The following is a 19067-nucleotide window of genomic DNA, read 5'->3' on the forward strand; positions in this document are numbered from 1 at the left end:
CCACTGCCGCTGGTCATGCTTGCCCCGCCAGCGCCTCCAAAGCGGCAAGGTCGTGCAGCACAAGGCTGTTGCCGCGCTTCTCGATCAGCCCGCGCTTGGCCAGGTCGCTCATCTCGCGCGACACCGCCTCGCGATGCGTGCTGATCTGCGCCGCCAGCTCGAAATGGGTCGGCGCCGGGCTGATCGATACCTTTCCGTGCAGCGGCCCCGCCTCCTCGGCGCGGCGGAGCAGCTCCAGGATCAGCCGCTCGCGCACCACCAGCGTGCTGAACTCGTAGACGCGGTCGGTCATGCGCCTGAGCAGCGTCGACAGATGCTCGAGCAGCGTCCAGGCAAGCCGCGGATGGTTTTCCACCAGTTTGCGGAACGTGGCGGGCGGCAGGTGGGCGACATGGGTCGGCTCGCGCGCCACGACGCTGGCGGAGCGCTCCTTGCCGTCGATGCAGGCGAGCTCGCCGAAAATGTCGCCGGCTGCGAGATCGCGATAGGCGATCTCCTTGCCGTCCTCCGAATAGAGAGTGACGCGCGCCCGCCCTTCGAGCAGGAAGAACACGTCGCGGCTCAGGTCGCCATGGGCGACGATGAATTCGCTGTGCAGAAAGCTCGCCGTCGTCCAGCGCTCGGACAGCGCGGCGCGGTCGGCCTCGCACAATCTCGACAGAAAGGCCGGAACGGCTGTCATGAAAAATCCTCCCACGCCCGATGGGTTTTGCCTTGCCTCGCCCTCGAAAGCGGTTCGGGACCCCGAATAGCGGCGAAAGCGCCGCGCCGCAAATTTTTAGGGCGGTGTGCGAATCCCCACAGCGCGGCGGGCGCGCCCGCCGTATCCTTCCATCATCACCTGGCCGTTGCCGGCCCATCTACCGGCGATGGGGCAGGGGAGGGTACGATCATGGAACCATTGGCAATCGTTGTAAGACTGGCGGAAGCAATCCGCGACTTTTTCGTCCCGCGTTACCGGCCGGAGCTTCATTATATGCGCGGCCCCGGGCCGGCCAGCCGCCGCACGTTCAAGCAACACGCCCTGCGCTGAGTTTCGAACCAGCCGGACCGGACGGCGAAGTTTTTGCGCGGACGTTTCTCGGTTTCGCCCTCCCCGAACCCGAGGCACCGCGCCCACTTCGCCAAAAGGGCCGGTCCGGCTGGCGGCGTGACGGAAAAGGGTTTTGCGTATCCGTCACGCCGCCCGATATCCCCACCGTTCCTGTTTTCCTCCGCGAGATAGCCGGACTTCGCGAGCACGACGCCGAGCAACGCCTATGCCATAGGCCGTGACCAGCCACAGCCCCGATGATCGAGTGAAGGGCAACTGTGGTGAAATGCAACTGTAACCTCGCCGTTATCATCACTTTACAGGCAACGACCGTAGGTTGTATCTCTATCCGCTTGATGGAGTGACAAAGTTTTCCTCAGAGAGATCGCCTCGACGCGCTGGCAAGAAAATGAGGGTGCAAAGCGATGCCCACGAGAGACGAGCTAAGTAAATATTATTCCACGAGCGCCCAATTCAGCCCGGTCCACCACCAGCAAAACGACTGGCCGTACGAAATCGCCAACGGTGAATTCACCGCCTACATGGTCCCGCCCCACGATGTCGGCGGCCAGGCCGACTCCCCCGTGCGCTACGAGGAAAAGGAGGAGGAGCTCTGGGAACTCAACACCTACGTCACCTGTGAGGTCCTGGGCTGGCGCGGCATCTGGAACTCCGAGGAACGCCGCCGCCGCGGCAATAACGACCTCGGCGCCTCGCTCTATTACGGTTTTCCGTATTACGGCCGCTGGATCTGGTCCGCCGCCCGGATGCTGGTCGACAAGAACCACGTCACACTCACCGAGCTTCTGGAAAAGGTCGCGGAGGTCAAGGCACGCAATGAGCAGCGATAAATCCGCCGGCGTGCCGGCGCGCTTCAACGTCGGCGACCGCGTCCGCGTGCGCGAACTGCCCAACCTCTTCTACACACGCACGCAAATGTACGTCCGCAGCGTCACCGGCACCATCGCCGCACGCACCTACGAGGATCTGACGCCGGAAGACGAGGCCTGGAACCGCGACGACGCGCGGCGCGAGCAATATTATATCGTCCGCTTCCGCCAGAAAGATCTCTGGCCGGAATACCCGTTCGCGGCCGACACGCTGCAGACCGAGTTGCCCGACGGCTGGCTCGAACCGGCAAACAATTAAGACGAGATCTTCCAGGAGGAGGGCCCACCGTGTCGCATTCGCACGACCACGATCACGAGCATGACCACGAACACCCGGCCGCACCCATGGTCGAGGAAATCACCGATTTCGAGGTGCTGGAAATCGCCGTCCGTGAACTCGCCATCGAGAAAGGCCTGTTCACCGCCGAGGACCATCGCAAATTCACCGAATGGGCCGAACAGATCGGCCCCGCCGCCGGCTCGCGCCTCGTCGCCAAGGCCTGGACCGACCCGGCATACAAGGCCCGCGTCCTGAACGATGCCGTCGAGGCCTGCAAGGAAATCGGCATCGACTGGACCGAGCCCACCGGCTCCGGCACGCCCAGCGACTACATGAACCTGCGCGTGCTGGAGGATACCCCGACCTTGCACCACGTTATCGTGTGCACGCTCTGCTCCTGCTACCCGCGCCCGCTGCTGGGACACTCGCCCTACTGGTACCGCTCGCCCAACTACCGCCGCCGCCTGATCCGCTGGCCGCGTCAGGTGCTCGCCGAATTCGGCCTGCTCATGTCGCCCGAGGTCGAGATCCGCGTCGAGGACTCCAACCAGAAATGCCGCTTCATGGTACTGCCAGCGCGTCCCGGCGGCACCGAGGGCTGGAGCGAGGAACAACTCGCCGAAATCGTTACCCGCGACACGATGATCGGCGTCGCCCTGCCCCGGGCCGGCCGCACCGCCGACGACACTCGCCCGGTGCACAAGGCCCGACGCCCCGTCCCGCACGAAACCGAGGCGCGCCCATGACCGCCACCGTCGGCGACACACCCATCAAGCTGCTGGAAACCCTGCACGCCGAGGACCACGCCTGGGCCAATATCGCGCCCCGCTACGGCGTGACCGACGCGGACCCACCCTGGAAAGTGAGCCTCTACGCCACCCTGGAATGCCTCTCCGTCGGCGAGGCGTTGCCCTCGCTCGAACGGCGGCATATCGAGGACCGGCTCGGCGAGACGCTTTACCGGCAAATCCCGGGACCGGAACAGCAGCTTCTCTCGCTCGCCCATATCCTGCTCAGCCGCGGCCTGCTGAGCGAACAGGACCTGAGCGAGCGGCTGCGCACTGTCCGCCAACGGCTGGAGGCCGGCTGAGCGCGCCCAGCGCATTTCGATCTCCGAGCGCGACCTGCCCGGCTGAAGGCGCGCGCGGCGGAGGAGGGCATGCCGTATCAGACGCTGATCAATTCGATTTTGCATAAGTATGTGGAGGGGTGAGTGCAGGGGCCTGTTTACTTTTTCCGCTTGCGCGTTGTTCTGAACTGCCGCTATTTTCTGCGGAAAGAAAGTAAACTGCCCCCGGAGGTGCCTACGCGAAGTTGAACTGAGGGCTTTATCCTTTAGTCTCTGAAGAGGAATTTATTCCCTTATCGATCTCTTCGGTTAGGCTGTCGGTGAGGGAGGCAGGTAAAGGAAAAACGACTATATCTCCAACCGTCAACTCAATTGCCTGCCGACACTTTTCCTTAAACTCACTGTCTGTCGGATTATTGAGAGCATACACGACTGCATTGTACAAATCTCGTGTCCTTACAAGAGCGGTACCGAGTCGCCGAGAATTGGTAAGGCATTTGCTTGTAAAGTCACTTGCCCGCATACTTGGCTCCGTTAGCCGATATGCGTTTCCGAACAGAATTCCCTTGGCGGGAGTTTCAATGTCTTCTCGCGCAAAGTCCTCGTTGATATTCGTTTCAAGCTGCCTAAACTTGGTAATGTCAACAGCCGAATTATCCTTGCCCTCGGACTCACCAATCATTCTCAGACCACTTGGACCTATCAATATATGATCAATCTCCAGGTCGTCATTTCGAAAATTTTCGACTTGATATCCAAGAATATTAAGGGCAATCTCAATTGATTCTTCCAGTACCTTTCCATTCTCGTAGAGTAACGCTTGGTATCTCAAAAATGACAGTTTTTCACTTTCCTTATTTATCCTGGAATTATTGAGGTCCTCTATTTCTTTATCAATAATTGAGATACTGTGGTCAATTTCAGTCACAATTTCCGGCACGGGGATGTTTTCAATCCAGCTTGGCTTTGGTGTGCCGGCTACATCGGACCTTAACAGTTTATCGATTTCGACTATCTGCCCTGTGAAGGCCCTGCCAATTTTTAACGCACCCGCCGTCCAAACGTCTTCACCGTTCCGTTCCTCGATCATATCAGACATGTTGAAGTAAGGTAGTAGAATCAAATGCCCAGTATATTCCTGGAACGCCATAATTCCTCCAACAGCCTCGGTGTTATCGTTTGTTAAAAATAACTTTTTTGTTAATTGAGATTTTATAATCGCTTTGTATTCTACAGTTTCCTTTATGGATTCATACAAGCCTTTGTATTCGCTCTGGGATACCTTTATACGGCGACCTCTGGTATTTGATACTTCAATCTTGACTGGAATGGAGTTGTAATTGTTTATAGATGAGGTGTTATAATTTCTCTGATCTTTTCTTGGTGTTGTGTATCCTGTGGCGCATTGATCGTCACTTGAGCTTGCGAGTAAAACAAAAACGTTCTTTCCGGATTGCAAGGCGTTTCTGATTTCGCCCCGCCAATGCGAAATTGCGGCTTTTAGTTTATTTGTGCTATCGATATCAATACAAGATCCCCCACCATTGAAATATATCCGTGATAGTGGGGGAAATGTCGGATCAAAAACCACTATATCATAGTCTCTCAAAGATGAATCTGATAAATATTCGATGTAATCGTCTATTCCAGCTATTTCAGTATTGACAGTCCCAATGGTCTTCATATCCATCCTCTTGGGAATTCTGGGAGTCTAAACTTAAGAAATTCCGGTATCTATTGTTATTTTTAGACCTCACACCCCCGTCACAAACCCATCCAGCACCTTCTTCTGCCCGGCTCGATCGAAATCGATGGTCAGCTTGTTGCCCTCGATGGCAGCAATATTACCGTTGCCGAATTTCTGGTGGAAGACGCGGTCGCCGACGGTGAAGGGGGAGGGCTTGTCGGCGACGGATTTGGCGACGAGTTCGCCGTCGATGGTTTTGCCTTTTACCGAGCCCCGCCCGGCGCCGTAGCCGGAATCGGTTTCGCCATAGCCGATGCGCTCGACCTGGTGGCCGGAGCGGGTGCCCCAGTTGCGGTCGGTGGCCTCGGTGCGGTTCTGCTGGGCGCGCTGCCAGCCGGGGGTGGCGTAGGTGTTGGAGAAGGCGCGGCCGGCATCGGCCCTCTGGTCGCCGCGCGCGGCAGCGCCGCCCGACGGCGAGCCGATGCTGTCGAAGCGCGAGGCGCCGTAGGGGTTGCGGCGGCCGGGTTCGGAAAAACCGCCGGCGCGGCCGCCATAGGCGTTGCCATAGCCGCCGTAGGAATTGCCCGCCTCCTGCACCTCGACATGCGCCTCGGGCAATTCGTCGAGGAAACGCGAGGGGATGGTCGACTGCCACAGGCCGTGGATGCGCCGGTTCGACACGAACCAGATGTGCAGGTTCTTTTTGGCGCGGGTGACGCCGACATAGGCGAGGCGGCGCTCTTCCTCCAGGCCGGAGCGGCCGCCCTCGTCGAGCGCGCGCTGGTGCGGGAACAGGCCTTCCTCCCAGCCGGGCAGGAAGACCGTCTCGAACTCCAGACCCTTGGCCGAATGCAGCGTCATGATCGAGACGGCGTCGAGCTCGGCGTTCTGCTCAGAATCCATGACCAGCGCGACATGCTCCAAAAAAGAGCGCAGCGACTCGTATTCCTCCATGGAGCGGATGAGCTCCTTCAAATTTTCAAGCCGACCCGGCGCTTCGGCCGAGCGGTCGTTCTTCCACATCTCGGTGTAGCCGGATTCTTCCAGAATGGTTTCCGCAAGCTCGGTGTGCGGGCTGGTCTCCAGAAGCTCCTGCCAGCGGGAAAAATTCGCGGCGATCTGGCGGAGTGCTGCGCGCGGTTTTGGCTTCATCTCGTCGCTTTCCGCGAGCTTTTCGGCGGCGGCGAGCATCGGGATGCCCAGCGCGCGGGCGGTGTCGTGGACCTGGCGGATCGCCGCCTCGCCCAGGCCGCGCTTCGGCACGTTGACGATGCGCTCGAAGGCGAGGTCGTCGGCGGGCTGGGCGACGACGCGGAGATACGCCATGGCGTCGCGGATTTCCTGGCGCTCGTAGAAACGCGGGCCGCCGATGACGCGGTAGTTGAGGCCGAGCGTGACGAAACGGTCCTCGAACTCGCGCATCTGGAAGGAGGCGCGCACCAGGATCGCCATGTCGTTCAAGAGGTGGCCCTGGCGCTGGTACTGCTCGATGGTCTCGCCGACGGCGCGGGCTTCCTCCTCGGAGTCCCAGGCGGCGTGGACGTTGACCTTGCCCTCTTCGGGGTCGTCGCGGTCGGTGAACAGGGTTTTGCCCAGCCGGCCCTCGTTGTGGGCGATGAGGTGGGAGGCGGCACCCAATATGTGGGCGGTGGAGCGGTAATTGCGCTCCAGCCTAATGACGGTGGCGCCCGGAAAATCCTTGTCGAAGCGCAGGATGTTGTCGACCTCGGCGCCGCGCCAGCCGTAGATGGACTGATCGTCGTCGCCGACGCAGCAGATGTTTACGGAGGCCTTACCCTCCCCTGGAGGGGGAGGGTCGGACCGTAGGTCCGGGGTGGGGTGTTGGTCGAAGTCACCCCCACCCGTGCCGCTGCGCGGCGCGACCTCCCCCCTCGAGGGGGAGGTGGGGCGCGAACTCGTTGGCCGCTGCGCCAGGAGCCGCAGCCACATGTACTGCGCCGTGTTCGTATCCTGATACTCGTCGACCAAAATGTATTTGAACCGGCGGTGGTATTCCGCCAGCACGTCGTGGTGCTTTCGGAAGATGCGGATCGGGTGGCAGAGCAGATCGCCGAAATCGCAGGCATTGAGCGTCGCCAGCCGGTCCTGATAGGCCTTGTAGAGTTCGCGGCCTTTTCCGTTGGCGAAGGCGCGGGCGTCGCCTTCCGCGATCTCGGAGGGTCCGAGCCCCTTGTTCTTCCAGCCGTCGATCATCTGGGCGAACTGGCGCGCCGGCCAGCGCTTGTCGTCCAGCCCTTCGGCCTGGATGAGCTGTTTGATCAGCCGGATCTGGTCGTCGGTATCCAGAATGGTGAAGTCGGAGCGCAGGCCGGCGAGTTCGGCGTGGCGGCGCAGCATTTTTACGCCGATCGAGTGAAAGGTGCCGAGCCACGGCATGCCCTCGACTTGCTCGCCGACAAGGATGCCGACGCGCTGTTTCATCTCGCGCGCCGCCTTGTTGGTGAAGGTGACGGCGAGGATCTGGCTTGGCCAGGCGCGGCCGGTGGCAAGGATATGGGCGATGCGGGTGGTGAGCACGCGGGTCTTGCCGGTGCCTGCGCCGGCCAGCACCAGCACCGGGCCCTCGGTGGTCTCCACCGCCAGCCGCTGCTCCGGGTTCAGGCCGGTGAGATAGGCGGGCGCGCTGTTGTGGCCCTGTCGCGCCGCCATGGCGCGCGCCGCGATGCCGCCCTGGCTCGAACGCACGGCTTCGCTGCCCGGCGCACGGGGTGCGTCGTCGTCGAAGAACGGGATGTCGTCGGGCTGGCCGGCCATAGACCCCGAATGTAGTGATTCGGGGCGGAAAGGCTAGGCGAGGTTTCCGTTTTGTACCGAAAGCAAGAGGGGATAGCGAAAAGCCAAGGAAGTTTTTCCTTGGCTTTGGCGGCGCGGCTCGCGCCGGTTCAATCCCGCGGTCCGCGGCAGTCGGTCAGCCCGGCCTTACGGGGCGTCGTATTCGTTACGTAGATTGGAGACGACGCGGCGGTTCTGCACCCGGCAGGCGGTGTCGGTGCAGGCGCGCACGAGGCGTTCCTTGCCGTAGCCCTTGGCCCACATGCGCTTGCGGTCGACGCCCTTGGAGGCGAGGTAATTCAACACCGCGTCGGCGCGCTTCTGCGACAACGCCTCCTGGGCGGATTCCGAGCCCGGATCGTCGGCGAAACCCTGCAGCTTCATCAGCCAGCGCGGATTCTGCTGCATGAACGCGGCCTGCTTGTCGAGCGTGGCGCGGGCGACCGAGTCGAGTTCGGCCGAGCCGGAGGTGAAAAAGGTGCGGCGGCCGACATTGAGGATGAAATCCTCCTCGCTGCCGGGCCCTGCATTGGCGAAGCCGGCGGCCGGGTCGTTGGTGTTGCCGACCTCGTTGGGGTTGACGCCCGGGGCCTCCGGCGTTTCCAGTTTCGCGGTAGTGCAGGCAGCAAGCGTGACAAGCAGGCCGGCGGCGACAAGCCGCCGCATGGCCTCATAACGGACGATCATCGGCGGCGATCCTACTCGGCTTCCAGTTCTTCGGGTTTGGCGATGGACCGCTGCGCCTGTTCGGCGAGGTGCGGCAGCACCTGCACGGCGGTGCCGATCGGGCAGCGCTGGTAGAGGTCGATCGCATCCTCGTTGAACATGCGGATGCAGCCGGAGGAGGCGTCCGTGCCGATGCTCCAGGGAGCGATGGTGCCGTGGAAACGGTAGCCGGTGTCGGCGCCGTCGCGGTGCAGATACATGGCGCGGGGACCGAGCGGATTCTTCGGCGAACCGCCTTCGACGAAGGCCGGCAGTTCAGGATGGCGCTTGCGCATTTCCGGCGGCGGGGTCCATTTCGGCCACAGCGCCTTGCGGTCGATGGTGGAGCGGCCGAACCACTGGAAACCTTCCTTGCCGACGCCGACGCCGTAGCGGATCGCCGTCTTGTTCTCCATGATCACGTAGAGGAAGTGGTTGCGTGTATCGACGACGATGGTGCCTTGCGGCTCGCTCGACTTGAATTTTACGACCTGGCGATGCCACTTCTTGTTGATCTTCTTGAAATTGGTGGCGCGGAAGGTGATGCCATTGTCGGTGAGCGTGCCGGCGAAATAGGAGGAAGCCTGGGCATGCGCCTCGGCACCGGCAAAACCGGTAGCCACGGCGGCCATCCCGCCCAGCATGACTTCTCGTCTTGACAGAATCATCGGCAATCGACCCCTCAAACCTTCCGATGGCCGCGAAGCATAAAGAAGAGTCGTTTCGGTTCAATCGGAAATCGGCCCTTTTTCCAAAGAGATGGCCGAGTGTCACCCTGCAGCAACGGGTTGCCGCAGTTGATCAACTTTCGTGCTGCGGTATTGTCGGCCGGATCACGGGTTGACGATGCACCATGGTAAACAAAACCTTGATCGAGGCTTCGTTCGGGTCCGTCCCGCTGTCGCGGCGGGCACTGATCGGGGGCGCCTTCGCCGCCCTTGGCACGCTTGCCGCGTCGCGGGCGCTCGCACAGACTGGCGCTGTGGCCGGCGAAACCGACGTGACCTTCCTGTTTTCCAACGACATCCATGCGTGCCGGATGGGGGAGGGGCTGAGCCCCAACTGCGCCGAGGAAGGCAAGACGGACGCCAACCTCTTGAAACACATCACGGCGCTGAACGGGCTGGAGCACCGGCATTGGCCGGAAACGGTGAATGGCGCGGCGAGCGGCCTCAAAAGCGCCGGGACCCGGATCGGCAAGCCGCGCGGGCTGGTGATCGGCGGCGACATGACCGACGACGGCGGCGGGCAGACCGCCTTGCCGCACGAGGGGCCGCAACTCCTGCAGTTCGGCCACCGCTACCATGAGGGTGCCGGTCCTGACAGGGTTCATTTCCCTGTGTATCTCGGCCTCGGCAATCACGACCTCGACCAGGACGGCCTGCCGCCCGACATCCACTGGTACCGGCGCGAGCTGCGCGACTATGTCGAGCTGAACCACCGGCCGGGCGTGTTCTTCAAGCCGCCGGTGCCGGCAGGCAATTATGACGTCCATTCCGACTGCTATTCGTGGAACTGGGGCCGGCTGCATCTCGTACAGGCGCATCGTTTTGCCGGTGATACGAACAAGGGTGCGGTCAGCGCGCTGCCGTGGCTGAAGAACGATCTCGCCACCCATGCCGGCGACGGAAGGCCGGTGGTGATCTTCCAGCACTATGGCTGGGACCCGTTCTCGCTGGAGCGCTGGGACCCCGACAAGACCACTTTCGACGACGAAGGCAGCGGCGCGCCGCACTGGTGGAGCGACGCGGATCGCCGCGCCATGCTCGGCGTGCTGGAAGGCTACAACGTCGCCGGCATCTTCCATGGCCACCAGCACGAGACGCCGATGATTTACCGGCGCGACGGGCTCGACCTCTTCAAGCCGAAGGCGGCCTATATGGGGGGCTTTGCGCTGGTCCGCGTCACCGGCGCCTTCATGGACGTGGTCCTCGGCGAGGCGTCCGGCCCGCAAGGCCAGGTGATTTTCACCGACGCCTTCAGCAAAACGCTCGGCTGACCGGCGGCGCGGAAAAGTTTCACGAAGCCTTGACTGGACGCGATCAGGCCAGCGCCTATCTTCCCGAACCTTACAATCTCCACGGGAGCGAGCCATGGACAAGCCTGTCATCACCCAGGCGATGATCGACGCCTATGACGAATACACGCATCTGACGCTCGACCGGCGTGGCTTCATGGAAAGGCTTTCCAAGCTGGCAGGCTCTGGTGCTGCTGCTGCTGTCATCGTGCCGATGCTGGCGGCGAACTCGGCCCAGGCTGCAATCGTCGCCGAGGACGATCCGCGGCTGAAGGCCGAGGATGTTTCCTGGCCTGGCGCCGACGGGGAGATGAAGGGTTATCTGGTGCGGCCGGCCGACCAGACCAACAAGCTCGGTTCGGTGATCGTCATCCACGAGAACAGGGGCCTCAACGCCCATACCAAGGACGTTGCGCGGCGTGTCGCGCTGGAAGGTTTCGACGCGCTCGCCGTGGATTTCCTGTCGCCGCTTGGCGGCACGCCCCCCGACGAGGAGAAGGCGCGTGAAATGTTCTCGCAGCTCGATCCGGCCAAGACGGCGGCGAACGGCGTGGCGACGGTGACCTGGCTGAAGGGCCAGGACTGGTCGAACGGAAAAGTCGGCGCGGTCGGCTTCTGCTGGGGCGGCGGCACGGTGAACAATCTTGCCATCGCTTCGCCGGACCTTGTCGCCGGCGTCGCCTATTACGGCGCGCAGCCCAAGGATGCCGCCGCGATCGCCAACGTCAAGGCGGCGCTGCTGCTGCACTATGCCGGGCAGGACGAACGCATCAATGCCGGCATCGATGCCTACAAGGCGGCGCTGACGGCGGCCGGCAAGGAGTTCACCGTCTATGTCTATGACGGCGCGCAGCACGCCTTCAACAACGATACGTCGGAGGCGCGCTACAACAAGGACGCGGCGGAACTCGCCTGGGGAAGGACGATTGCGTTCTTCAAGGAGAAGCTGGCTTAGGATGTATCGATATTCAGGTGAGGCTGGCCTGCAAATGGCGGCTTGCAGCGCTTCCGCCTACCTGCCGGGCCGCAGCCGATTGGATCGCGCGACCTTCAGCACATGGCGCGCGTAGATCATCTGCATGGGTATCGGCTTGCCGCGCCTTTCGATCTGGTAGAGTTCGTCGTCGATCATCTTGATCGCCCGCCAGAAGTCGTAGTCGGTCAGCTTCGCGTCGGACGCAAGGCGCGCCGACATGGTGGCGATATCGAGCTTCATTCTCATCTCCGGCGAGTCGCAAGTCCGCCCCAAGCGACCCGATTCGATGCCTGGGAGTCTTCGCGCCGGAGCGTGCCGGATCAACCGGCCGGATCGTTCAAATTGTGCATAAACGGTAACCTTAAGAAATCGCCTCCGTTTATGGTTAAGGAAGGGTAAATGGCGGTCTGACGCAGCGTCAGGAAGATTTGCGCCGGATGCCGATGGAACGCCCGGCGCGCTCCGGCCTGGGCAATGCGGCATGCGCGGCGCGCATGGCGTCGACCTTTTCGGCGATGTCGGCGGGGTAGGGCGCGACCTTCGGGCCGGCCATGTCGATGTGCAGCGACAGCGATTCCGACGTGGCGGCCAGCCAGCCGTCGACGTGGCGGATCTCCTGGTAGGCGGTGAAGCGCTTCTCGTCGTGGTCGAGCAACTGGAAACTGACCCGCACCCGGTCGCCGAGATGCAACTCCTGCACGTAGCAGATGTGGACTTCCGCTGTGTAGACGGTGAGTTTCCGCTCCTTCGCATAGGCCGGGCCGAGCCCCATCAGTTCGAAAGCCTCGTCCGAGGCGCGGTCGAACAACACATTGTAATAGGCCATGTTGAGATGGCCGTTGTAGTCGATCCACTCCTCCTGGATGTCCATGATGTCGGAGACGAAGGGAACGGGCAGGGACATGGGCAACGGCTCTCTCAAAAGCTGGACAAGATGCTGGCTCTGGGCTTAGGCGAACATAAAGTTCGGCGGAAGCCGTCGATCGCCCATTCGCGGAGGAAAACATGGCTTTGAGCGACCTGCGGCAGGTTCCGCGCAACGAGGAGGGCGTCGGCATCGTGCTTGGCGTGCTCAAGCAGCGTTTTGGCGAGCGCTTCCAGACTGGCAAGTCGATCCGCGAACAGCATGCCCACACGACCACCTACATTCCGAATCAGGCGCCGGACGGGGTGGTGTTTCCGGAAAGCAGCGAGGAAGTGCAAGAGGTTGTCAAACTCTGCGCCGGGCATCGCGTGCCGGTGATCGCCTACGGCACCGGCACGTCGCTGGAAGGCCACGTCAACGCGCCCGGCGGCGGCATCTCGCTCGACACGTCGCGCATGAACCGGATTCTTGCCGTGCATGCGGAAGACCTCGACTGCATCGTCGAGCCCGGCGTGACGCGCGAGGCGCTGAACGCCCATCTGCGTGACACCGGCCTGTTCTTTCCGATCGATCCGGGCGCCAACGCCAGCCTGGGCGGCATGGCGGCGACCCGCGCCTCCGGCACCAACGCCGTGCGCTATGGCACCATGCGCGAGAACGTGCTGGCGCTGACGGCGGTTCTGGCCGACGGCAGTGTTATCAGCACCGGCCGGCGGGCAAAGAAAAGCTCGGCCGGCTACGATTTGACGCGGCTGATGGTCGGTTCGGAAGGTACGCTCGGGATCATCACCTCGCTGACGCTGAAACTTTTCGGCATTCCGCAGGCGATTTCGGGCGGGGTCTGCCCGTTTCCAAGCATCGAAAAGGCCTGCGAGGCGGTGATCGCCACCATCCAGATGGGCATTCCGGTGGCGCGCATCGAACTGGTCAACGAGGTGCAGATGCGGGCGATGAAGATCTATTCGAAGCTCGACTATCCGGAATCGCCCTGCCTGTTCGTCGAGTTCCATGGCAGCGACAGCGGCGTCGCCGAGCAGGCGGAAATGTTCGGCGAGATCGCCGCCGATTACGGCGGCGGGCCGTTCCAGTGGACCAAGGTGGCCGAGGAGCGGGCTAAGCTGTGGAAGGCGCGGCACGACGCCTACTGGTCGGCGCTGACGCTGAGGCCGGGCGCGAAGAGCCTGTCGACGGATACCTGCGTGCCGATCTCGCGCCTGGCCGAATGCATCGCCGAGACCCAGGCCGACATAGACGCGATGGGGCTGATCGCGCCGATCGTCGGCCATGTCGGCGACGGCAACTTTCACGTCGTGCTGCTGATCGACCCTGCGAGCCCAAGCGAGATCGAGCAGATGGAAAAATTCGTCGCGCGGCTGAACATGCGGGCGATCGGCATGGACGGCACCTGCACCGGCGAGCATGGCATCGGCCAGGGCAAGATGGGTTTTCTTGAGCACGAGGTCGGCCACAGCGTCGAGGTGATGCGGGCGATCAAGGCGACGCTGGACCCGAATGGGATTTTGAATCCAGGGAAGATTTTCTGAGGGCTACAGGCGAGAAAATCCGGGGACAGTTTACTTAATTCCCGAACGAAGGGCGCTCGCATTTCGGCGGCGCGACCCGGAATTAAGTAAACTGTCCCCGGATTTTCTTAGATCGGCTTGAAGTCCGGATCGATCTCACGGGCCACAGTGCGCCATTCGTCGCCGTAGTCGACGTCCTGCCAGTTCTTGAACCACGGGCCGCCGTTGGTGAAATGCACGGCCTGCGGCCGGCCGGTCGCGGGCTTGTCGTTCCAGCCTTCCAGCCAGTTCCACTCGACCGGAATCTCGCCGATCTCGTCGTCGGCGGCCCACTGCATGCGGTGCAGATAGGCGCCGCTCTCGCGGTTGATGAGTTCGGGCGTCAGTTGCCGGGTCGAGGGGTGCTCGCAGTTGAACAGCATGAAGGACGACCAGTTCTTGCGCGGATAGGTGGTCTGCACCTTGCCGTCCATTTTGACCGTCGCCTTTGGCGTATAGTCGTGCTTGACGCAGGCGACGGCCTTGCTCTCGTCCTGATATTTGAGCAGGCCCGCCACGTCGCCGAAGAACAGGAAATCGCAGTCGCAGAACAGCGCCCAGCCCTTGTAGCCGGCAAGCCACGGCGTGAAGAAACGCGAATAGGTGAATTCGGTGGAGGCGAGCGGGTCGACCTCGCGCGTATAGGCGCCCTTTTGCACCAGCTCGTTCAGCACGATCGGCATGACGCGGACCGGGATCGAGGCGTGCTCCAGAATCGTCTTCTTCGCCACGTCGTAGGCTATGGGTTCGCGGGAATCCCAGCCGATATAGATGTCCAGGGTGTTCGTCATCGTTACCTCGAAAGCTTTCGTCCGATCCTACAGGACGACATTCCAAAATACCAAGGCGCCCGCAAGGTTGCATCCGCTGCGGCCTTGCGCCGTGCTCGCTTTGCCGATGAGGGGTGGGTGGGACGGCCCGTTCGCCGCCGTGCCTGGAGTTTCGGCGGACGACTTATGGCACGCCGGCGAGCCGAATGCACCAGTGCCGTTGCGGCAAGGCTGCCGCATCACACTCGGCACGCCGCACGGCGCCACTTTATCGACAGACGACTGAGGCAGAACGATGCGTACGGCCCGCTGAACGGTTCAATCCGGGTGGATATTGCTCTAGAGTGCGGTCCCGCTTCCATGAATGAAAGGGCTTGATTCTGGCGCGGCTGTTCATCTCTGTCGGTGGGCTTTTCGTTCTGGTGCTGACCGTGGCGCTAGTCGCGCCCTATTTCATCGACTGGACCAGCTATCGCGCCGATTTCGAGCGCGAGGCGAGCGCGATTCTTGGCCGCAAGGTCGTCGTCCAGGGCGACGCCGACGCGAGACTGCTGCCGTTTCCGTCCGTGACGTTTTCCAACGTAGCCGTCGGCGGCGGTGCGCATGGCGAGCCAGCAATGACCGTCGAAACCTTTTCAATGGACGCCGAGCTCGCGCCGTTTCTGCGTGGCGAGTTCCTGATCTTCGACATGCGCATGGTGAAGCCCAGAGGCATCCTCGACATCGCCGAGGACGGCACGATCGACTGGGCGGTGCGCCCTTCGAGCCCTATACCGGCGTCGAAAATCGCGCTGGAAAAGCTGACGGTGACTGACGGCGAGGTCCAGATCCGCCACCGCCTGAGCGGCCGCACCCATTTCCTGACCGCGCTCGATGCCCAAATGGCGGCGAAGTCGCTGGCCGGCCCATGGCGGTTCGAAGGCAAATTCAAGTTCGACGGCGTGGAGACGGGGCTGTCGGCCACCACCGGGACCCTCGACGAGAATGGCCGGATGCGGCTGCGCGTCAAGGCGGCCCCGACCGCTCATCCTCTCTCCGTGGACACGGATGGCGAGGTCCATCTCAGGCCGGAAGGGCTGGTCTATTCCGGATCGTTCCGGGCGGCCGAGACGGTGGCAAGGGAGGCCGGGGCCGAAACCACCCCGCAGGCCGAAACCCAGAAACAGCCGGCTCCCCCAGGCTATCGCCTCGACGGCCAGTTCACCCTGGACAGCCGGAAACTCGACATCGCCGCCTTCCGTTTCGAGACCGGCCCGCTCGACCAGCCCTACACCGCCGACGGCACCGCCAGCCTGGACTTCGGCGCCGAGCCGCGTTTTTCGGTCAAGGCGAGCGGCGCGCAGATGCGTTTCGACGAGGCGCTGGGCGGAACCGGGGGCGCCGCCAGCCTGTCGCTGGAGCAGCGCATGAAGGCGTTCGAGGCGGCGATGCTTGGCCTGCCGCGCCCGGCCATTCCCGGCTCGATCGAAGTCAACCTGCCGGCCGTGGTGGTCGGCGACACGACGATCCGAGACGTTCGGCTGGCGGCCGAACCTCAGCCGGGTGGCTGGGCCATAAGATCCGCCGGGGCGACGCTGCCGGGCCGCACGACGCTGGAAGCCGACGGATTTCTGAAGACGGATGGCGTCTTCGGCTTCAACGGCAATCTGCTTCTGGCGGTCGCGCAGCCCTCCGGCTTCGCCGCCTGGGTCGCGAAGGATATCGACGATGCCATCCGCAAATTGCCGGCAGCGGGTTTCAGCGCCAAGGTCGACGTGACCGAGCGCCGGCAGGTTTTTCGCGACCTCGAACTGGTGCTTGGCGGCGCGCGCTTCAAGGGCGAGATCGACAGCCGGCAACCGCCGGACGTTCGGCCCTCCATCCTTGTCCGGCTGGACGGCGGCGGGCTCGACGTCGACGGCCTGGCCGCCTTCGCCTCGCTGTTCGTCAGCGATGCCGGCCGCAACCGCTTCGCTGAATCCGACCTCGATCTCGACGTGCGGGCCGGGCCGGTGACCGTCGCCGGTCTGTCGGCCGAGACGGTCGACACGGCGTTCCGGCTGCGGCAGGGGCAGGTCGAGATCGACCGGCTGTCGATCGGCGGGCTGGCGGGCGCGTCGATCAGCGCGACCGGCACGATCAAGGGTTTGCCCGACAATGCGACCGGCGACATCGACGCTTCCATCGTCGCCGTGGACCTGGCTCCCCTGGCGAAACTGGCGGCGGAAAACTTTCCGGACAACTATCTGCTGGGGCAGTTGCAGCGGCGCATCGCCGCCTATCCCTCGCTGCTCGCCGATGCGCGCTTCGACCTCGTCGGCAGCGCCGCCACGAACGGCGACGGCAGCAGCGGCATGGCGCTCAGCCTGCAAGGCAACGCCGGCGGCTCGGCGCTGTCCGCCAGCCTTTCGGGCAACGGCGATCCGGCAGCCTTGGGCAAGGCGAAAATGGCGCTGACCCTGTCAGCCCGCAACGAGGACGCGACCGCGCTGCTGGCGTTGCTCGGTCTGCGTACCCTGTCGCTCGGCATGACCGGCGCCGGCGAGTTGACGGCCTCGGCCAAGGGCGTGGCCGAAACGGCGATGGAGACCACGCTGGAGCTCAAGGGCGACCGCTTCCTCGCCACATTTGCCGGCCCGGCCAATGTCGATCAGGACGGGTTCTCCGCCAAGGGCAAGGCCAGCGTGGAAGCGGCCGACATCGAGCCGTGGCTGATGACCGCCGGCGTCTCCCTGCCGGGCATGGGGCTGGGCATGGCGGCGGAGTTTTCGGCGCAGGCCGATCTCGGGTCCGGCCTGCTGGTGTTGAGCGGCATGGACGCGGTGATCAACGAATCGGCGGTTGCCGGCGATCTCAACGTCAGCCTCAAGGAGGAGACGCCGAACTTCAGCGGCGCCCTGGTGCTCGACGAACTGCATCTTGATCCATTCCTGGCGCTGATGGTGGGGGACGAGGCACTGAAGAGCGCAGAAGGGGGCTGGCCGTCCGCGCAATTCCGCGACAAGGCGATCCTGCCTTTCACTGGTGCGATCGACGTTTCGGCGGCGACGCTGAGCGCCGGCACGGCCAGCGCCTACGATGCGACGCTGTCGCTGGGACTCGGCGCCGATGGATTTCGCATCGACAATCTCAAGGCGACCTTTGACGGTGGCAAGCTCTCCGGCCGGTTTGAGTTGAAGAACAATGGCGGATTAGGGCTGGCGTCCGGACAGATGCAGCTCACCGGCATGGATCTGTCCTCCGAGGCGGCCGTCAACGGGCTGACGGGGACGGGCGATTTTTCGGCGACCGCCTCGGGAAGCGGAAAATCCGTCGCGGCGATCGCGGCGTCGCTGTCGGGCTCGGGCACGGCGGCGATCCGCGGATTGTCGATTTCGGGGGTCAACGAAGATGCGTTTCCGGAGTTGCTGGCGCGCGCCGACGCGATCGGCCGTGACATCGATGCGGCCAAAACCGCGAGTTTTGCACCGGAGATCGTGGGAAGCGGCAGCTTCGCCGCCGGCAATGCGGACGTCGCCTTCACCGTCGCCAACGGGATCGTGCGCGCGCCGCCGGTGAGCCTCGAAAATGCGCTGGCCCGGCTTTCCGCCGAGGTGCGGGCGGATTTGAATACCGGCGACGTTTCGGCGACCGGCACGCTGACCTATGCAGCCGGCGAACAGGCGCTGACGGGCTCGGATCCGTCGCTGGGTTTTGTGGCCGAGGGGCCGGCGGGTAACGTGACCATCGACTTCGACAGCGGCCCCCTGGCGCAGTTCCTGACACAGCGGGCGCTGGAACGCGAGCAGGCGCGGGTCGAGGCCATGCAGGCGGTCCTTCTGGAAAAACAAAGGCTTAGGCGCGAAGTCCGCTACTACGCGGCTTTGCAGGCCGAGCGCAACCGCCTTGCCGCCGAAGCGCACCGCAAGGCGGAAGAGGAAGCCCGCCGCAAGGCCGATGAAGAGGCTCGCCGCAAGGCGGAAGAGGAGGCGCGGCGAAAAGCGGCGGAAGAAGCGCAGCGGCAGGCCGAGGAGGCGGCACGGGTTCGGGCCGAACAGGAGCGGCAAAGGCTCGAGGATGAAGCGCGCCGAAAAGCCGAACAGGACGCCAGCCTGAAGGCTGAGCAGGAGCGGCAGGCGGCGGCGCAAGCCGAGGAAGCGCGCCGCCAGACCGAGGACGTGGTGCGCCGGCGGGCGGCGGAAGATGCCCGCCAGGCGGAAGAGGCAAGCCGCCGCGCCGCCGAACAAGCGGTGCAAAGGCCGGTCCAGCCGGAAGCCGACGCAGTGCCATTGCCGCAGGCCGGCAATGGACGGGAGATGGGCGACTATCCGCCCGACGCCAGACCTAAACCCCCGTCAACATTGGGAGAAGTGATCCGGTCGCTGACCGGCGGGTGAGGGCGTACGATTGTGATCCGGGCGATCTCCGTCGGCTCGGCGGAGGTGTGTGAAGTCCGGAAGAA

General features: G+C 63.3%; 16 protein-coding genes. 8 read left to right on the plus strand and 8 right to left on the minus strand.

Annotated features, from left to right (window positions below):
* Positions 1–13: 13 nt before the first annotated feature.
* On the minus strand, positions 14–682 hold the full coding sequence (locus RB623_RS05470; RefSeq protein ID WP_308055752.1) for a Crp/Fnr family transcriptional regulator: 669 nt from the start codon (positions 680–682) through the stop codon (positions 14–16).
* A 776-nt stretch (positions 683–1458) separates the two neighbouring features.
* On the opposite strand from RB623_RS05470, the gene RB623_RS30325 reads away from it, so the two are divergent.
* The 4 genes from RB623_RS30325 to RB623_RS05485 are packed head-to-tail and all read left to right on the plus strand — an operon-like array spanning position 1459 to position 3293.
* Positions 1459–1884 carry a hypothetical protein gene (locus tag RB623_RS30325; RefSeq protein ID WP_374121640.1) on the plus strand — a complete coding sequence of 142 codons (426 nt, stop codon included), beginning with the start codon at positions 1459–1461 and terminating at the stop codon, positions 1882–1884.
* Positions 1871–2182 carry an SH3-like domain-containing protein gene (locus tag RB623_RS30330; RefSeq protein ID WP_374121641.1) on the plus strand — a complete coding sequence of 104 codons (312 nt, stop codon included), beginning with the start codon at positions 1871–1873 and terminating at the stop codon, positions 2180–2182. The genes RB623_RS30325 and RB623_RS30330 overlap by 14 nt, the downstream gene beginning before the upstream one ends.
* A gap of 29 nt (positions 2183–2211) precedes the next feature.
* A complete protein-coding gene (gene scnC / locus RB623_RS05480; RefSeq protein ID WP_308055753.1) occupies positions 2212–2949 on the plus strand; it encodes a thiocyanate hydrolase subunit gamma in 738 nt (245 codons plus the stop codon).
* Entirely contained in the window at positions 2946–3293 is a 348-nt protein-coding gene (locus RB623_RS05485; protein ID WP_308055754.1) for a hypothetical protein, read from the plus strand. Before scnC ends, RB623_RS05485 begins: the two co-directional genes overlap by 4 nt.
* A 238-nt stretch (positions 3294–3531) precedes the next feature.
* Here the strand turns inward: RB623_RS05485 and RB623_RS05490 are convergent, their stop codons facing one another.
* The 4 genes from RB623_RS05490 to RB623_RS05505 form a co-directional block, all read right to left on the minus strand.
* Positions 3532–4956, minus strand: a complete 1425-nt coding sequence (locus RB623_RS05490) for a hypothetical protein (RefSeq protein ID WP_308055755.1) — start codon at positions 4954–4956, stop codon at positions 3532–3534.
* 69 nt (positions 4957–5025) lie between these two features.
* Positions 5026–7734, minus strand: a complete 2709-nt coding sequence (locus RB623_RS05495; RefSeq protein WP_308055756.1) for a UvrD-helicase domain-containing protein — start codon at positions 7732–7734, stop codon at positions 5026–5028.
* Between the two features lie 165 nt (positions 7735–7899).
* Positions 7900–8439 carry an OmpA family protein gene (locus RB623_RS05500; RefSeq protein WP_308055757.1) on the minus strand — a complete coding sequence of 180 codons (540 nt, stop codon included), beginning with the start codon at positions 8437–8439 and terminating at the stop codon, positions 7900–7902.
* A gap of 11 nt (positions 8440–8450) precedes the next feature.
* The gene (locus tag RB623_RS05505; protein WP_374121642.1) at positions 8451–9101 is read right to left on the minus strand and encodes a L,D-transpeptidase; all 651 of its coding nucleotides are present in this window, start codon (positions 9099–9101) and stop codon (positions 8451–8453) included.
* A 209-nt stretch (positions 9102–9310) separates the two neighbouring features.
* On the opposite strand from RB623_RS05505, the gene RB623_RS05510 reads away from it, so the two are divergent.
* Together RB623_RS05510 and RB623_RS05515 are read left to right on the plus strand one after the other, a co-directional pair.
* Positions 9311–10456: a metallophosphoesterase gene (locus RB623_RS05510; RefSeq protein WP_308055759.1), complete on the plus strand. Its 1146-nt coding sequence runs from the start codon at positions 9311–9313 to the stop codon at positions 10454–10456.
* Positions 10457–10550: 94 nt separating this feature from the next.
* Positions 10551–11429, plus strand: a complete 879-nt coding sequence (locus RB623_RS05515; RefSeq protein WP_308055760.1) for a dienelactone hydrolase family protein — start codon at positions 10551–10553, stop codon at positions 11427–11429.
* Positions 11430–11486: 57 nt separating this feature from the next.
* Here the strand turns inward: RB623_RS05515 and RB623_RS05520 are convergent, their stop codons facing one another.
* Positions 11487–11690, minus strand: a complete 204-nt coding sequence (locus RB623_RS05520; protein WP_308055761.1) for a hypothetical protein — start codon at positions 11688–11690, stop codon at positions 11487–11489.
* A 178-nt stretch (positions 11691–11868) separates the two neighbouring features.
* Complete coding sequence (locus RB623_RS05525; RefSeq protein ID WP_308055762.1) at positions 11869–12354, minus strand: thioesterase family protein; 486 nt, start codon at positions 12352–12354, stop codon at positions 11869–11871.
* A gap of 101 nt (positions 12355–12455) precedes the next feature.
* Between RB623_RS05525 and RB623_RS05530 the strand changes: the two genes are divergently transcribed.
* On the plus strand, positions 12456–13859 hold the full coding sequence (locus RB623_RS05530) for an FAD-linked oxidase C-terminal domain-containing protein (protein WP_308055763.1): 1404 nt from the start codon (positions 12456–12458) through the stop codon (positions 13857–13859).
* A 107-nt stretch (positions 13860–13966) separates the two neighbouring features.
* On the opposite strand, the gene RB623_RS05535 is transcribed toward RB623_RS05530, so the two are convergent.
* On the minus strand, positions 13967–14668 hold the full coding sequence (locus RB623_RS05535; RefSeq protein WP_308055764.1) for a glycosyltransferase: 702 nt from the start codon (positions 14666–14668) through the stop codon (positions 13967–13969).
* A gap of 353 nt (positions 14669–15021) precedes the next feature.
* On the opposite strand from RB623_RS05535, the gene RB623_RS05540 reads away from it, so the two are divergent.
* Complete coding sequence (locus tag RB623_RS05540) at positions 15022–19002, plus strand: AsmA-like C-terminal region-containing protein (RefSeq protein WP_308055765.1); 3981 nt, start codon at positions 15022–15024, stop codon at positions 19000–19002.
* Positions 19003–19067: the final 65 nt, after the last annotated feature.

The sequence above is a fragment of the Mesorhizobium sp. LHD-90 genome (assembly GCF_030929505.1).
Lineage (GTDB): Bacteria > Pseudomonadota > Alphaproteobacteria > Rhizobiales > Rhizobiaceae > Kumtagia.

Bases quoted from the DNA above. Each gene is read 5' to 3' on its own strand.
- RB623_RS30325 (WP_374121640.1), top strand. From the start codon at position 1,459: ATGCCCACGAGAGACGAGCTAAGTAAATATTATTCCACGAGCGCCCAA.
- RB623_RS05470 (WP_308055752.1), bottom strand. From the start codon at position 682: ATGACAGCCGTTCCGGCCTTTCTGTCGAGATTGTGCGAGGCCGACCGC.
- RB623_RS05490 (WP_308055755.1), bottom strand. From the start codon at position 4,956: ATGAAGACCATTGGGACTGTCAATACTGAAATAGCTGGAATAGACGAT.
- RB623_RS05515 (WP_308055760.1), top strand. From the start codon at position 10,551: ATGGACAAGCCTGTCATCACCCAGGCGATGATCGACGCCTATGACGAA.
- RB623_RS05495 (WP_308055756.1), bottom strand. From the start codon at position 7,734: ATGGCCGGCCAGCCCGACGACATCCCGTTCTTCGACGACGACGCACCC.
- RB623_RS05535 (WP_308055764.1), bottom strand. From the start codon at position 14,668: ATGACGAACACCCTGGACATCTATATCGGCTGGGATTCCCGCGAACCC.
- RB623_RS05510 (WP_308055759.1), top strand. From the start codon at position 9,311: ATGGTAAACAAAACCTTGATCGAGGCTTCGTTCGGGTCCGTCCCGCTG.
- RB623_RS05500 (WP_308055757.1), bottom strand. From the start codon at position 8,439: ATGATCGTCCGTTATGAGGCCATGCGGCGGCTTGTCGCCGCCGGCCTG.
- RB623_RS05520 (WP_308055761.1), bottom strand. From the start codon at position 11,690: ATGAAGCTCGATATCGCCACCATGTCGGCGCGCCTTGCGTCCGACGCG.
- RB623_RS05485 (WP_308055754.1), top strand. From the start codon at position 2,946: ATGACCGCCACCGTCGGCGACACACCCATCAAGCTGCTGGAAACCCTG.
- RB623_RS05530 (WP_308055763.1), top strand. From the start codon at position 12,456: ATGGCTTTGAGCGACCTGCGGCAGGTTCCGCGCAACGAGGAGGGCGTC.
- RB623_RS30330 (WP_374121641.1), top strand. From the start codon at position 1,871: ATGAGCAGCGATAAATCCGCCGGCGTGCCGGCGCGCTTCAACGTCGGC.
- RB623_RS05525 (WP_308055762.1), bottom strand. From the start codon at position 12,354: ATGTCCCTGCCCGTTCCCTTCGTCTCCGACATCATGGACATCCAGGAG.
- RB623_RS05505 (WP_374121642.1), bottom strand. From the start codon at position 9,101: ATGCTGGGCGGGATGGCCGCCGTGGCTACCGGTTTTGCCGGTGCCGAG.